The sequence below is a fragment of the Kitasatospora sp. NPDC001540 genome (genome assembly GCF_042894345.1).
GTDB lineage: Bacteria > Actinomycetota > Actinomycetes > Streptomycetales > Streptomycetaceae > Kitasatospora > Kitasatospora phosalacinea_C.
Window position 1 is genome coordinate 68,092 of the sequence record NZ_JBIAVO010000022.1, and the last position, 13,749, is coordinate 81,840.

General features: G+C 72.4%; 14 protein-coding genes. 10 read left to right on the forward strand and 4 right to left on the reverse strand.

What is annotated here, in order from left to right:
- Positions 1–371: 371 nt before the first annotated feature.
- The 9 genes from ACFY00_RS24430 (at position 372) to ACFY00_RS24470 (ending at position 7,120) form a co-directional block, all read left to right on the forward strand.
- Positions 372–1,238 carry a serine O-acetyltransferase gene (locus ACFY00_RS24430; protein ID WP_388033665.1) on the forward strand — a complete coding sequence of 289 codons (867 nt, stop codon included), beginning with the start codon at positions 372–374 and terminating at the stop codon, positions 1,236–1,238.
- A 19-nt stretch (positions 1,239–1,257) separates the two neighbouring features.
- Positions 1,258–1,437, forward strand: a complete 180-nt coding sequence (locus ACFY00_RS24435) for a hypothetical protein (RefSeq protein WP_388033666.1) — start codon at positions 1,258–1,260, stop codon at positions 1,435–1,437.
- Positions 1,438–1,586: 149 nt separating this feature from the next.
- A complete protein-coding gene (locus ACFY00_RS24440) occupies positions 1,587–2,546 on the forward strand; it encodes a DMT family transporter (protein WP_388033667.1) in 960 nt (319 codons plus the stop codon).
- Positions 2,547–2,548: 2 nt separating this feature from the next.
- Complete coding sequence (locus ACFY00_RS24445; protein WP_388033668.1) at positions 2,549–3,019, forward strand: Mov34/MPN/PAD-1 family protein; 471 nt, start codon at positions 2,549–2,551, stop codon at positions 3,017–3,019.
- Between the two features lie 48 nt (positions 3,020–3,067).
- The gene (locus ACFY00_RS24450; protein ID WP_388033669.1) at positions 3,068–3,334 is read left to right on the forward strand and encodes a hypothetical protein; all 267 of its coding nucleotides are present in this window, start codon (positions 3,068–3,070) and stop codon (positions 3,332–3,334) included.
- Positions 3,331–4,290 carry a PLP-dependent cysteine synthase family protein gene (locus ACFY00_RS24455; protein WP_388033670.1) on the forward strand — a complete coding sequence of 320 codons (960 nt, stop codon included), beginning with the start codon at positions 3,331–3,333 and terminating at the stop codon, positions 4,288–4,290. The genes ACFY00_RS24450 and ACFY00_RS24455 overlap by 4 nt, the downstream gene beginning before the upstream one ends.
- Positions 4,287–5,018, forward strand: a complete 732-nt coding sequence (locus ACFY00_RS24460) for an alanyl-tRNA editing protein (RefSeq protein WP_388033671.1) — start codon at positions 4,287–4,289, stop codon at positions 5,016–5,018. Before ACFY00_RS24455 ends, ACFY00_RS24460 begins: the two co-directional genes overlap by 4 nt.
- 67 nt (positions 5,019–5,085) lie before the next feature.
- On the forward strand, positions 5,086–6,024 hold the full coding sequence (locus ACFY00_RS24465; protein WP_388033672.1) for a LysR family transcriptional regulator: 939 nt from the start codon (positions 5,086–5,088) through the stop codon (positions 6,022–6,024).
- Positions 6,025–6,094: 70 nt separating this feature from the next.
- Positions 6,095–7,120, forward strand: a complete 1,026-nt coding sequence (locus ACFY00_RS24470) for a threonine/serine dehydratase (protein WP_388033673.1) — start codon at positions 6,095–6,097, stop codon at positions 7,118–7,120.
- Positions 7,121–7,217: 97 nt separating this feature from the next.
- On the opposite strand, the gene ACFY00_RS24475 is transcribed toward ACFY00_RS24470, so the two are convergent.
- The 4 genes from ACFY00_RS24475 to lysA all read right to left on the reverse strand — a co-directional run bounded on the left by ACFY00_RS24475 (position 7,218) and on the right by lysA (position 12,150).
- Positions 7,218–8,360, reverse strand: coding sequence for a hypothetical protein (locus tag ACFY00_RS24475; protein WP_388033674.1), 1,143 nt, complete (start codon positions 8,358–8,360; stop codon positions 7,218–7,220).
- Between the two features lie 262 nt (positions 8,361–8,622).
- Positions 8,623–9,114 carry a hypothetical protein gene (locus ACFY00_RS24480; protein ID WP_388033675.1) on the reverse strand — a complete coding sequence of 164 codons (492 nt, stop codon included), beginning with the start codon at positions 9,112–9,114 and terminating at the stop codon, positions 8,623–8,625.
- 150 nt (positions 9,115–9,264) lie between these two features.
- Complete coding sequence (locus ACFY00_RS24485) at positions 9,265–10,734, reverse strand: APC family permease (RefSeq protein ID WP_388033676.1); 1,470 nt, start codon at positions 10,732–10,734, stop codon at positions 9,265–9,267.
- Positions 10,735–10,869: 135 nt separating this feature from the next.
- Entirely contained in the window at positions 10,870–12,150 is a 1,281-nt protein-coding gene (gene lysA, locus ACFY00_RS24490; RefSeq protein ID WP_388033677.1) for a diaminopimelate decarboxylase, read from the reverse strand.
- Between the two features lie 124 nt (positions 12,151–12,274).
- On the opposite strand from lysA, the gene ACFY00_RS24495 reads away from it, so the two are divergent.
- Positions 12,275–13,489, forward strand: a complete 1,215-nt coding sequence (locus ACFY00_RS24495) for a PucR family transcriptional regulator (protein WP_388033678.1) — start codon at positions 12,275–12,277, stop codon at positions 13,487–13,489.
- Positions 13,490–13,749: the final 260 nt, after the last annotated feature.

Genomic DNA, 13,749 nt, shown 5'->3' on the forward strand with positions numbered 1-13,749 from the left:
GGAAAGGACTTCCCGGGCGCGTCTCGATGGGTGAGACCCGTTGAATGCGCCTTATGGAATCCAGAAGGGAATCTAATGAGTGTGTGATACGGGTCACATGGCCTGGCCTTCCTTGCCCGGGGCTTCGAATCATGTCTACCGTTGCCGCGAGACGTTGGACCCCCGGGGTCGACTCGAGGCATCCTGCGCATACAGGGGGATTGGCAATGCCAGATATCGGCTTGCCTCCTGCTCCCGGTGTCCCGTGGAATTCCGGAGATGCCGAGCTGGAGGACGAAGGAAACTGTACCGGCGTAATTCTCGACGAATTGACGGCGCTTCTTCGACCCTACGGAACCCTCTCCAGGTTCCACCGGTTCCTCGGTGACCGGATGGAGGAGGCGGCCGCCTCGGCGAGCATGGACCTGCTCGCACTCACCGCCCGCGACCCGGCGAGCGGCGGATCGTGGCGGTACGTGTTGGAGAGCTATGCGGCCTACCGGGCGGTGCTGGCCCACCGGCTCGCGCACGCCGCGTACCGGGCCGCCGAGCAGGTCGCCATGTCCAAGGGCCGGTCCGACCTGCGGATCCTGGCCCGGTCCATCTCCGAGGTCGCCAAGGTCGCCACCGGGGTGGAGATCCACCCCGCCGCGGAGATCGGGCAGCGCTTCGTGCTCGATCACGGCGTGGGCACGGTCATCGGCGAGACCACGGTCATCGGCGACGACTGCTACATCCTCCAGGGCGTCGTCATAGGGGCCGTCGGAATCTCCGGGAATTCCGCCGGAAAACGGCATCCGAGCATCGGGGACCGGGTGGAGATCGGCGCCTTCGCGCGGATCCTCGGGCCGGTCTCGATCGGTTCGGACTGCCTGATCAGCCCGCACGCCCTGGTTCTCACCGATGTTCCGGGGAATTCCCGGGTCCGGCTGGTCAACCAGTGCCAGGTGCAGAGCCGGAGCTCCCGGACCTCGGTGTTCGCGGTGATCCCCACCGGGCCGGACGGCCTGGAGATCCACGGCGTCGACCTCATGGACTCCCGGGTCGACCTCATCGACCGCAGCGGTGCCAGCGTCGCGGACATCTCCCTGCAGGTCGTCGAGCGGGACCACGCCCGGATGGCGGTGCGCTTCGTCGGCGACCGCATCCCGTGCCGCGAGATCCTCAGACTCACCGGAGGGGACGGCACCTGCGTGCTGCTCACCCAGATGGACTCGACCTGGCGTCGCCTCTCGCCGACCGCTGCGACCAGTGTGTGACGCGCCCCGGGAGTTTCCCTTGCCCCTGCCGCCCCCGATCGAGCCCGCCGCCGGGGTGGGCACGCCCGGCACCGTCGAGGCGGAGTCCGCGGGCTCCGCGGACGCGGTGCGTCCGGGCGGCGGCGCGATCGGCCTGGACCCGGTCGCCCGGATCGAGCCGAACGAGCCCGTCCGCCGAACCGGCTCGGGCGGAATATGAAATGGCTTCTTATGGCACTCATAAGCGACCGTCGATTTACGACCAACGTGCGTGCGAACCTTGTGGATTGACGGAATGCATTGCTAGCATCCGATTATTCGGCGGGGGCTGCGCGAGCTGCCTGCGGTGCACTTTTGGAGAGTGATCGGATGGAAACTGTTCCTCGCCCCCAGGTCGACGACGTGGAGCGGGCGGCGACCTCCAGGGCCACTCCGGGCAGCTTCCGGCTCGCGGCGACGTACCTCTTCGTCTGCCTGATCTGGGGGACCACCTGGTACGGGATGAAACTGAGCGTCGAGAGCATTCCGCCGATCACGGCGGCCGGGCTCCGCTTCTGCATCGCCTTTCCTTTCCTGGCGGTCGCGGTACTGGTGTCCCGCGGGGCGAGTTTCCGTTTCCCGACGGGAAAGAAATGGCTGCTCCCCTTCGTCAGCCTGGTCTACATCGCGATTCCGTACAGCCTGATCAACTACGGTGAGCAGCACGTCAGCTCCGGTTTCGCCTCACTGCTCTTCGCGTCGGTGACCGTTTTCCTGCTGGTGTTCTCCCGGATCATCTCGCGCATCACGGTGAGCGGACGGCAATGGGCGGGCGTCGTGGCCGGGCTGGTGTGCCTGGTGGTGCTGATCCTGCACACCAACGGCGACCTGAGCGCCGAGAACCTGCTCGCTCCCGCCGCCGTGCTGGCCGCGGCCGTGCTGCACGCGATGACCTACGCGACGCTCGCCCGCCACGCCGGCGAGATCGACGTGCTGACGGTGGAGGTGCTGCCGATCGGGTGCGGCGGGGTGTCGCTGCTGCTGCTCGGGATCCTCTCCGAGCACCCCGACTTCGGCGCGATCACCGGAGCGTCCTGGGCCGGCGTCCTCTACCTGGGCATCGTCGCCTCCGTGGTGGGCTTCGCGGCCTACTTCTACCTGCTCAAGTACGTCAACGCGGTGACACTGTCGTTCGTCTTCGTCTTCTTCCCGGTGATCGCCGTGCTGGTCTCGTCCGTCGTCGAGCACTCCGCGTTCGACCTGCTCGCGCTGCTGCTCGCCGCGGGAATGCTCGGCTCGTTCGCACTGACGAAGAAGCGCGCCGCGGACGCGGCGGGGAAGGGGAACTGACCGTGGACAACACCGTCAACGGAGCCGAGGGACTGCTCACCGAGCAGAACCTCGCGGTGATCCACCAGCACGCCATTGAAGAATTCCCGCGCGAGGCCTGCGGTTTCATCCTGGCGAGCGGGGTCCGCAGGGCCAGGAACGTCATCGACGAGCTGCACGCGGCGGACCCGGACTCCTACGAGCGCACCTCCGCCACCGGATACGCCCTCGGCATCGAGGACGCGATCTTCCTGGACGCGAGCTTCGACACGGACGATCCGGTCCTGGTGATCTACCACTCCCACCCGAACGGCCGCGCCTACTTCAGCGAAGAGGACGTGCGCCGCGCGCTGTTGGACGGCCGGCCCGTCTACCCGGGAGTGCTGCAACTGGTCGTCGGCGTCGAGGGCGGGAGCGTCCGCGAGGCCAGGCTGTTCGACTTCGCCGACGGCGCGTACCGCGAGATCTCGTACCCGGGTGCCGTTCCGGCCTGACCGGAGCGTCCCGCAACCGTCACCGTCCCCCCAAGGAGGAACCCGATCATGCCTGCTGTAGTCATGGTGAAGACCCTCGCCAACCTCGCCGGTGTGGACTCCCGGCTCGACCTGCCCGGCAGCACGGTCAACGAGGTGCTGACCCACCTGTGCAGCCACCACCACAGCCTCACCGACCACCTGCTCTACTCGAACGGGAAGTTGAAGGGGCACGTCCTGCTGTCCGTCGGCGATGAGCGGGTCGGGCTCGACCACCCGATCCGCGACGAGGACGAGCTGCGGATCCTGCTGGCGACCGCGGGTGGTTGTCGATGACCACCTCCCGCGGCGGCGGTGTCCGGGCGTCGGTCCTGGAGGCCGTCGGCAGCACGCCGCTGGTGGCCCTGGACCGGCTCGCCGCCGGCACCGGCTGCCGGATCGTGCTCAAGACGGAGCACCTCAACCCGGGGGGCAGCCACAAGGCCCGGATCGCGCTGAACATGGTCCTGGCGGCCGAGCGCGAGGGCGTCCTGGTGCGCGGTTCGGGCCAGACGATCGTCGAACCCACCGGCGGCAACACCGGGATGGGCATCGCGATGGCCGGCGCGGTCCTCGGCTACCGGGTCGTCCTGGTCATCCCGGACAACTACAGCAAGGACAAGCAGCGGGTCCTCGCCGCGATGGGCGCGGAGATCCTGCTGTCCGACAGCTCCACCGGCAACAACTCGCACGGCGAGCTGGCCAACCGGCTGGTCCTCGAGAACCCGACCTGGGTACTGCTCAACCAGGGCGCCAACCCGAACAACCCGGACGCCCACCGCAACGCCACGGCCCTGGAGATCCTCGACGACCTCGACGGCGAACCGGTGGACCACATGGTCGCCGGCATCGGAACCGGCGGCCACATCACCGGGGTCGGCGAGATCCTCCGCAAGGAGATGCCGGACCTGCGGGTGCACGGCGTGCAGCCCGAGGGCTGCGACCTGTTCGCCGGGACGTTCCGCCGGCACCGCGTCCAGGGGCTCTCGGTCGGCTACGTCCCGCCCGTCCTGAACCGCGACGTCGTGGACGACATGATCACGGTCGGCGAGAGCGAGGCCGTCGAGTGCATGAAGCTCCTGATGCGCACCGAGGGCATCGCGGCCGGCCCGTCGACCGGGGCGAACATCGCGGCCGCGCTGCGGCTGGCCCGGTCGCTGGACGGGCCCGCGACCATCCTCACCTTCGCCTACGACGGCGCCCACGACTACCTCGACCTCCTCTCCGATCCGACCGATGCGGTGGTGTCATGACGGAACAACAGGGCGGCACGACCCGGCTGGACTGGGAGGACCAGGCACTGCGCGAGTGGGAGGCGGTCGTCATCGGCAGCGACGCCGAGGGGGTCGTCCTGGACCGGTCCGCGTTCTACCCCGGCGGCGGGGGCCAACCCCCGGACCACGGCGTGCTGCTGTGGCAGGGCGTGCAGACCCGCATCGTGGGGGCCCGCTCGGGCGACGACCTCTACCTGATCCCGGCCGAAGGCGACCCCGTTCCCCCGGCGGGCACGGTGGTGCGGGCGGCGCTGGACGACGAGCGCCGCACCCTGCTGATGCGCACCCACTCGGCGCTCCACCTGCTGTCGGGCGTGGTGTACCGGGACTTCGGGGCGCTGGTCACCGGCTGCAACATGGAACCGGGCGAGGGGCGGATGGACTTCAGCCTGCACGAGATCCCCCCGGACCTCAAGGAGCGGTTGACCGAGGCGTGCACGGTGGAGATCGGCGCGGACCGCCGGATCGACGCCCGGATCCTCCCGTCCGCGGAGGCCTTCCGGATCCCCGGGCTGATCCGGACCGCCACCAACCTGCTGCCGCCGGACATCGAGGAGGTCCGGATCATCGACATCGTCGGTCTCGACACCCAGGCGGACGGCGGCACGCACGTCGCGTCCACCAAGCAGATCGGCCGGATGGAAGTCGTGAAGATCCAGGCGAAGGGCAAGGGCGGCCGCCGGGTGCGCGTCCGGATCCTGGACTGAGAGTCAACTTGCTTCACGACTTGACAGATTGACGGTGGGTCACTCCTGGCCGTGCTTATACTCGGGCGTGATCGAGGCACGTCATCTTCGGGTGTTGCACGTCGTGGCGGGCGTCGGCTCCTTCTCGGGCGCCGCACGCGCACTCGGCTGTACCCAGCCCGCTGTCAGCCAGCAGATGAAAGCGCTGGAACAGGCAGCGGGCACACCGCTGTTCGTGCGCCAGGGCCGGGAGATGTGGCTGACCGAGGCGGGCCGGGCGCTGGCCCGCCACGCCACCGGCATCCTCGCGGGGCTGTCCGCCGCCGAGGAGGAGCTGGCCGCGATCGCCGGGCTGCGCAAGGGCCGGGTCAGGCTGGCCTCCTTCCCGTCCGCCAACGCCCGGATCGTTCCCGCCGCCGTCGCCTCCATGCTCGAACTGCACCCCGGGGCGCGGGTCTCCCTGACGGAGGCGGAACCGCCGCACTCGCTCGCGCTGCTGCGCGCCGGCGACTGCGAGATCGCCCTCGCGTTCCGGTACACCGACGAGGCGGTCCGCGCAGGGCGACCCGCCGCTCCCGCGGAGGCCGAGTGGGAGGACCTGGTGGTCCAACGGCTGCTCACCGAGCGCTTGGTGGCCCTGCTCCCGGACCGGCACCGGCTGGCGGCGGGGGCCGCGCAGGGCCGCACCGTCGACCTCACGGACCTCGCCGAGGAGGCCTGGATCGCGGGCTGCCCGCGCTGCCGCAGCCACCTGGTGGACGTCTGCGAGAGGGCCGGGTTCAGCCCCCGGATCGAGTTCGCGACCGACGACGCGCAGGCCGTCGCGGGCCTGGTCGGCGCCGGGCTCGGTGTCACCGTCCTGCCCGAACTCGCCCTGCGGCCGACGCGGTTGGAGGGCGTGACGGTGGCGGAGCTGCGCTCCTCACCGGGCCGCGAGATCGCCGCGCTCACCCTCCCCGACCTGGTCCGGGTGCCCGTCATCGGAGCCATGCTGGGCAGGCTGGAGCACGCCACCAGACTGCCCTGAACTCACCAGGACGGGTGATCGGCCGAGCGTTCCGGGGCCTCGCGCACCCGCCCTGTGCTTGGCTGGCGCCATGCGGGCCGGACGGCCCGCCGACTGCCTGGAGAGCGCGCACATGGTCACGCCGTCGATCGCCGACATCTTCCGAGCCCGTCTGCTCCAGAAGCCGTACCTGTCGCCGACGCCGTTGGCCTCGTACCCGCTGCTCGACCGGAGCACCGGCATGTCCGTGCTGGTCAAGCACGAGAACCTGCAGCCGACGGGCGCGTTCAAGGTGCGCGGCGGCATCACGCTGCTGGGCGGGATGGATCCGCGGGAGCGCGCCCGGGGCGTGGTCGGCTACTCCACGGGCAACCACGCGCAGTCGCTGGCGTACGCCGCCGCGCGGTTCGGGGCGCCCTGCACGATCGTCATGCCGCAGGACTCCAACCCGGTGAAGACCGCGGCGGTGCGGCGACTCGGCGCCGACCTCGTCGAGTTCGGCGCCACCTTCGACGAGGCACGGGTGCACGCCGAGGAACTGGCCGTGGCACGTGGCATGCGGCTGGTCAGCGCGGGTGACGAGCCCGACCTGATCGCCGGGGTGGCCACCGCCTACCTGGAGATCTTCGAGCAGGAGCCGGAGCTGGACGTGGTGGTGGTGCCGGTCGGTGGTGGCAGTGGCGCGGCTGCGGCCTGCCTGGTGGCGTCGGTGGTCCGCCCGGAGTGCCGGGTGGTCGCCGTCCAGTCGCGACGGTCCCCGGCGGCCCACGACTCGTGGCACGCCGGCCGGTGTCTGCGCCGCCCGAACGAGACCGGGGCGGAGGGGCTGGCCACCGGATCGGGATTCGAGCTGCCCCAGTCGCTGATGCGCAAGTACCTGGCCGACTTCGTGCTGGTGGACGACGAGGAGATCCGGGCGGCCCAGTGGGCCCTGATCCGCGACGCCCGGACGGTCGCCGAGGCGGCCGGCGCGGCCCCGCTGGCGGCGCTGCCGGCCCTGCGCGAGAGCGTCGGCGGGGGTCGGGTGGCCGTCGTCGTCTCGGGCGGGAACGTGAGCGAGGCGGAGCTGCGGGCCTGTGTGCGCGCGTCCGTGTCCGAGGGCGGCGCGGTGGCGTAGTGCGGGGTGCGAGGCCCCGCCGAGACGGCGGACGGGCCGGTCGGCGGAGCCTTCGGAACGGTCCGATCGGACCACGCGGCACCGCGGCCGACCGCGGTCAGATGAGGCGGTCGCGGTGGGCGGTGGCGGTTTCGCGGACGAGCTGGGCGAAGCGTCGGCGGCTGCGGCGTTGGTGTTCCTCGGCGTCGCCGAGGTCCTCGTCCTCGTCGTCTTCGGGTTCGGTGGAGGCGTTGTGCAGGAGCCAGCAGCCGTGGATGCCGGTGAGGAGGTCTTCGAGGAGGTCGCGGGCGGGGCGTTTGGGGTCGAGGGGGGTGAGGCGGACGGCGACGTCGTCTAGGTCGGGGTCGGCTTCGCCGGTGTGTTCGGCGACGGTCTCCTCGAAGTCTTCCTCGAGGTCTTTCAGTTGGTCGCGCAGGGTGACGGGGTCGAGGAGGAGGCCGTCGGTGATGTGCATGGCGTGGCGGACGAGGGCGGTGACGGTCTCGTGCGGGGTGGCGCCGTCCTGGAGGAGGCCGAGGACGAGGGTGGGGGTCTCGTGGGGGAGGGATTCGATGGTGTCGGCTTCGAGGACGACCTGGGTGGGGTCCTGGCCGGAGGTTCCGGCGGCGACCTCGGCCGCGGCGGCGAGCCAGTGGGTCGCGGCGACGGCGGCGGCGGTGGGGTCGACGGTGGAGAACAGGGCGGTGGGGCCGAAGGGGTCCTGCTGGAGGAGGTGGTCGGCGGCGGCGACCTGGACGGGGGAGGCGTCCTCGCGGCTGAGGAGGACGGCCTGCTGGGCGCGACCGGTGAGGTCGCCGAGTTCGGCGTTCTCCACGGCGGCGAGTTCGAGGGCGGCTTCGGCCAGGACGGTGCTCGTCAGGGCCGCGTCCCGGAGGTGGTGGAGGGCGCGTCCGATGCGGTGGGCGGATTCGACCAGGCGGTTGTAGGAGATGAGCATGGTGCCGCCGTGGGGCAGGTGCGGTTCGGTGATCGCGCCGGGGACCTCGCCGAAGGCTTCGCGTTCCTGCTCGCGGCGCCGGGCCTCGCTGTCGGGTTCCGGGGTGCCGGCGGCGCTGGCCGGGTGGGTGTAGGTGCGCCACGCGGCGTCGGAGAGCTGGGTGAGCGAGCGGGCCAGGGCCAGCAGGGCGGAGGTGCCCGCGCCGTCCGGCAGGGTGGCGATGCGCTGGGAGAGGTCGCCCTCGCCGGTGCCCCACGAGGCGATCAGTTGACGCTGGTCGAGGTCGACGCTGTAACGCGTCATGGGCGTTGCCTCCGGTGCCTGTGCTGGGGACTGCGGGCGTCGGACAAGTCTGACGCACCGGCAGGAGGCGGGGGCGGCGAATCGCACCGGGCGGTGTGACTGTTCGAACAGGAGCCCCCACCGCGCAGCCGCTGGTGCCGCGCGGGGGGGCGTCTGCACGGGCCCGGAAGGCCGCCGCCGACCGGGCCTTGGCGGAAGGGCCCGTCGGGCGGCCGGTACACCGCTCCGGGTGAGCGCTCCCCGTCCCGTCCCGCTGCCGCCGTTACGGCGTGGTCGGCGGGAGGGTCGAGTGGTCCCCGTCGAAGCAGGCGGGCTGGTCGGGCGTCGAGGTGAAGTGGCCCGCTCCGCTGACCATGAGCAGGGTGATGCCGTGCGAACCGCCGGTGCCCCAGCCGAGTTCGGTGATGCGGTGGCACAGCGCCCGGGTCTGCTCCGGGTCGGTGTCGGGGGTGACGCGGACGTCGAGGGCCTTCCACCCGTCGGGGGTCGGGCCACTGGCCATGAAGGAGAGGGAGCCCTCGGCGACGTGCGGCAGGCAGCGGACCTCCTCCGGCAGCGGCCCCTTCCAGTTGCCCTGGTAGCTCTCGGTGGGGCTCGGTGCGGCGCCGCACGCGGGCCCGGGAGCACCGGAGACGGAGGCGGAGGTGGGGGCGGGGGCCGAAGGGGGCCCGCCGGCCTGCGGCTCGGTGGCGGTGGTGCAGCCGGTGACGGCGAAGGCTGCCACGGCGAGGGCCGCGGCGAGACGTCCGGACAATCGTCCTCCCCTGGTCGAACCCACACCGTACCGGCCGCCGCAAGTGGATTGTTCGGGCCGTCGCACGCCCCGCTCGCACGGGCCGGGGCGCGGGTTCCTCGACCTCCTCGCCGGGCCCGCCACCGCCACCGCCCCCCCGCGGAGCCGCTGTCAGTCGACGGGCAGCGGCTCCCGCGCGGCGGCCGGCTGCCCGCCGCGCGCGAGGCGCGAGTGGTGGCGGCTGTAGCCGAAGTAGACGCCCAGGGCCAGCAGCAGCCAGAGCGCGAAGAGCACGAAGGTGTCGACCGGCAGGTTCCAGATCAGGTAGAGGCAGAAGAGCATCGAGGCGACGGGCACGACGGGGTAGCCCGGCACCTTGAAGCCGCGCGGCAGGTGGGGCTCGCGCACCCGCAGCACGACCACGCCGACGGAGACCACCGCGAAGGCGACCAGCGTGCCCATGCTGGTGAGGTTGGCCAGCCAGTCCAGCGGGACGAAGGCGGCCAGCAGCGCGATGAACGCGCCGACGATCAGGGTGTTGCCGACGGGGGTGCCGCTGCGCGGGTCCACCTTGCGGAAGACGGGCGGCAGCAGGCCGTCGCGGCTCATGGAGTAGAGGATGCGGGTCTGGCCGTAGATGACGACCAGGGTGACGCTGACGATGGAGAGCACCGCACCGGCGGAGAGCAGCACGCCGGGCCAGTTCCGGCCGGTCACCTGCTGCAGGATCGCGGAGAGGCCGGCGTCCTGGCCCTCGAAGAGCGTCCACCGCTGCGCGCCGACGCCGACCAGGGCCACCAGGCAGTAGAAGGTGGTGACCACGAGCAGCGCGCCGATGATCGCCCGGGGCAGCGTCCGCTGCGGGTTCTTGACCTCCTCCCCGGCGGTGGAGACGGCGTCGAGACCGATGAAGGAGAAGAAGACCGAGGAGGCCGCCGCGCTGATCCCGGCGATGCCGAGCGGCGCGAAGGGGTGCAGGTTGGCGGAGCTGAAACCGGTGACGCCGACGACGACGAAGAGCAGCAGCACGCCGAGCTTGATCAGCACCATGACGGTGTTGACGACCGCCGACTCCTTGGCCCCGCGCATCAGCAGCAGGCAGCACAGGGCGACGAGGACGACGCCCGGCAGGTTGACGTAGCCGCCCGCGCCCGGCGGCGCGGACAGCGCGTCGGGCATGGTGAAGCCGAACAGCCGCTGCGTCAGGTCGTTGAGGTACTGGCCCCAACTGACGGCGATCGCCGCCCCCGAGACCGCGTACTCCAGCAGCAGGCAGGCGCCGACCACCCACGCCACCAGCTCGCCGAGCGTGGCGTAGGCGTAGGAGTAGGACGAGCCGGAGACCGGCACGGCCGAGGTGAGCTCGGCGTAGCAGAGCGCGGTCAGCGCGGCGGTGACCGCGCCGAAGACGAAGGAGAGGACGACGGCGGGCCCCGCCTGCGGGACGGCGGTGCTGAGGGTGAAGAAGATCCCGGTGCCGATGGTCGCGCCGACGCCGATCATCGTGAGCTGGAAGGTGCCCACGGTGCGGCGCAGCCCGCCGCCGTGGTGGTGATCGGCCTGTTCGGAGTCGGCCCGGAAGGCCGAGACCGGCTTGCGGCGCAGCAGTTGCTGTCGGAGTCCCGCGTCGTTCGGGGGCATGGCAGGTGACCTCTCGCTGGGTCTGGTGGGCAGGGTGGGCCGGGCCCCGGACGGGTGGGGTGCGGGGCACCGGGTTGCGGGCGGGTCGCGCTGCGGCACGACGCGCTACGGCAGGTCGCGCTGCGGCACGTCGCGCTACGGCAGGTCGCGCTGCATCAGGTCGGCGTAGGTCTCGCGACGGACGACGGCGCGGTGCGCGCCGTCGCGCACGAGGACGACCGGGGGGCGGCGCGCGCCGTTGTAGTTGTTGCTGAGCGCGTAGGTGTACGCGCCGGTCACCGGCACGGCGACCAGGTCGCCGACCCGCGGGTCCTGCAGCGGGACGTCGGCGCTGAGGGTGTCGCCGGACTCGCAGTGCCGCCCGACCAGGCGGCAGGGCTCGCCCTCCCCGGTGGGCCGGGTGGCGACGGCGGCCTCGAAGCGCTGCTGGTAGAGGGAGACCTCCAGGTTGTCGCCCATGCCCCCGTCGACCGCGACGAAGGTGTGGCCCCCGCCGCGCTTGACCGAGACCACCCGGTAGAGCGAGACGCCCGCCTCGGCGACCACGGAGCGACCCGGCTCGATCAGGATCCGGGCCCCGGCGGGCAGCACCCGCTTCGCGACGTCGACCATGGCGTCGAGGTACTCCTCGACCGTCGGCGGGTGGTCGCCGTAGGTGTAGCGGGAGCCGAGGCCGCCGCCCAGGTCGTAGACGGCGAACTCGCCCAGCGCGGCCACGGCCTCCACCGCCCGGGCGAAGGGCGCGGTGTCGAGGATCTGCGAACCGACGTGCACGTGGACGCCGTCCAGGCGGAGCCGGTCGCTGCCGCGCAGCCGGGCGATCGCCTCCCGCGCCTGCGGGAGGAGCAGGCCGAACTTGGAGCCGCTCTGGCCGGTGGAGACCGCCGCGTGCGTGTCGGGCCGGATGTCGGGGGTCACCCGCACCAGCACGCCCTGCTCGCCGCCGGTGGTGGCGAGGATCGCCTCCAGTTTGTCGATGTCGTCGAAGTTGTCGACCACGACCGTGCCCGCGCCCGCCTCGACCGCGAGCCGCAGCTCCTCCTCGGTCTTGGCGTTGCCGTGCACGACCAGGCCGGCCGGATCGGCTCCGGCGGCCAGCGCGAGGGTCAGCTCGCCGCCGCCCGCGACGTCGATGCCGAGCCCCTCCTCGGTGAGCAGGCGGTAGACGGCGGTGCAGGGGAAGGCCTTGGAGGCGAAGGTGGCGCGGGAGTTCGGCCAGCGGGCGGCCAGGCCGTCGGCGTAGCGGCGGGCGCGGGCCCGGATCGCGGCCTCGTCGACGATCAGCGCGGGGGTGCCGTACGCCTCGGCCAGCTCGGCCACGGGGACGCCGCCCAGGACCAGCGCGCCCGAGCTGTCCACGGCCGTCCCGGGCGGAAAGAGTCCGAGGAGTTGCTGCCCTGCCTGCGTCGCCGCCATGCCCGTTCCTTGCTGTCGTGCCGGTCCGTCTGTTCCGCCTGCTGCCACTCCCCCCGTGAGTGCTCGCCTCATGTTCGGCCCCGCGCCGACGTCAGTCATTGGCGCTTTCGCCTAAGATCAACGGATGAAGATGGCGAATCTGCCGACCCACGGTGGCACGAGCGAGGAGTTGTACGCCCTCGCCGACGCGATCGGGGCGGTCACCGGCGGGGCCGTGGCGATCGAGGACCTGGACCACCGGGTCCTCGCCTACTCGACCCTGCCCGGCCAGCAGATCGACGAGCACCGGCGCCGGGGCATCCTGGAGCGCCGGGTCCCGCACCAGCCCGAGCAGTCGGCCCACTACCGGGAGGTGCTCGCCGCCCCGGGCGTGGTCCGGCTGCCGATCCTGGACGAGTCCGAGCTGCCGCGCGCGGCGGTCGCGATCCGGGCCGGGCAGCGCCCCCTCGGCACGATCTGGGCCATCGAGGGCACGTCCCCGATCGACGACGCGGGCGAGCGCGCGATGCTCGACGGGGCCCGGCTGGCCGCCCTGCACATGCTGCGCCGCCGCAGCGCGGCCGAGCTGGACCTCCAGGCGCGCGAGGAGGCGCTGCGCGCCGCGCTCCGCGGACGGCGCTCCGCCCGCGAGGCCCGCTTCGAGCTGGGCCTGCCGGGCCGGCGTCCCCTCGCCCTGGTCGGCTTCGCGCCGCTCGCCGACCCCGGCCTGCCCGGCGACGACCTGCTGGTCCGCCTCGCCGCCGCGTCCACCCGGCACTGGCCGGCGGTGCACGCGGAGGCGTCGGTGGCGACCGTCGGCCGCACGGTCTACGTGCTGCTGCCGCTGGACGACGAGGCCTCCGCCTTCGCGACCGCGCGCCGCCTCGGCGAGCAGGCCACCGCCGTCCTCGCCCGCAGCATCGAGCCGCCGCTGCGCGCCGCCGCCTCCCGGATCGCCTCCGGTCCGGAGGAGCTGCCGGACCTGCGCGCCGAGGTGGACGACATCCTCCGGGTCACCACCGCCGACCCGGGCGCCCCGGCCTTCGCGACGCTGGGCGACACCCACGCGCGGGTCCTGCTCGCCCACGTCGCCGACGAACTGGCGCGCCGCCCCCGGCTGAGGCACCCCGGCATCGACGCCATGATGGACCACGACCGCGCCAAGGGCACCGCCTTCGCCGCCTCGGTCACGGCCTGGCTGGACGCCGTCGGCAACATCGGCGAGGCGGCGGCCCGGCTGACCATCCACCCCAACACGCTCAAGTACCGCCTGCGGCGGGCGGGCGACCTCTTCGGCCTCGACCTGGAGCACCCGGACGACCGCCTCTCCTGCTGGCTCCAGCTCCGGACGGCCCGCTGACTCCGGTCGCCGAGGGCCGGGAGCCGGTCCCCGGTCGGCCTCCCCGGGGTGAAAGTCCGCCTCGCGGGGTCAGGTTCTTCCGCTCTCGTGCCGAAGGGGTGCGTAGGCAGAAGGAGGGGTGGTCGTGGGGTACGTGCTGCTGAGCCTCGGACTGGTCTGTTCCGCGGCGGCGCTGGTCGTCTTCCTGGCTGCGGCGCGGGCGGGCAGCCGCAGCGAGGAGGACGCGGAGGACGGTCCCGGCTGAGTCGGCCGCCGGGCCC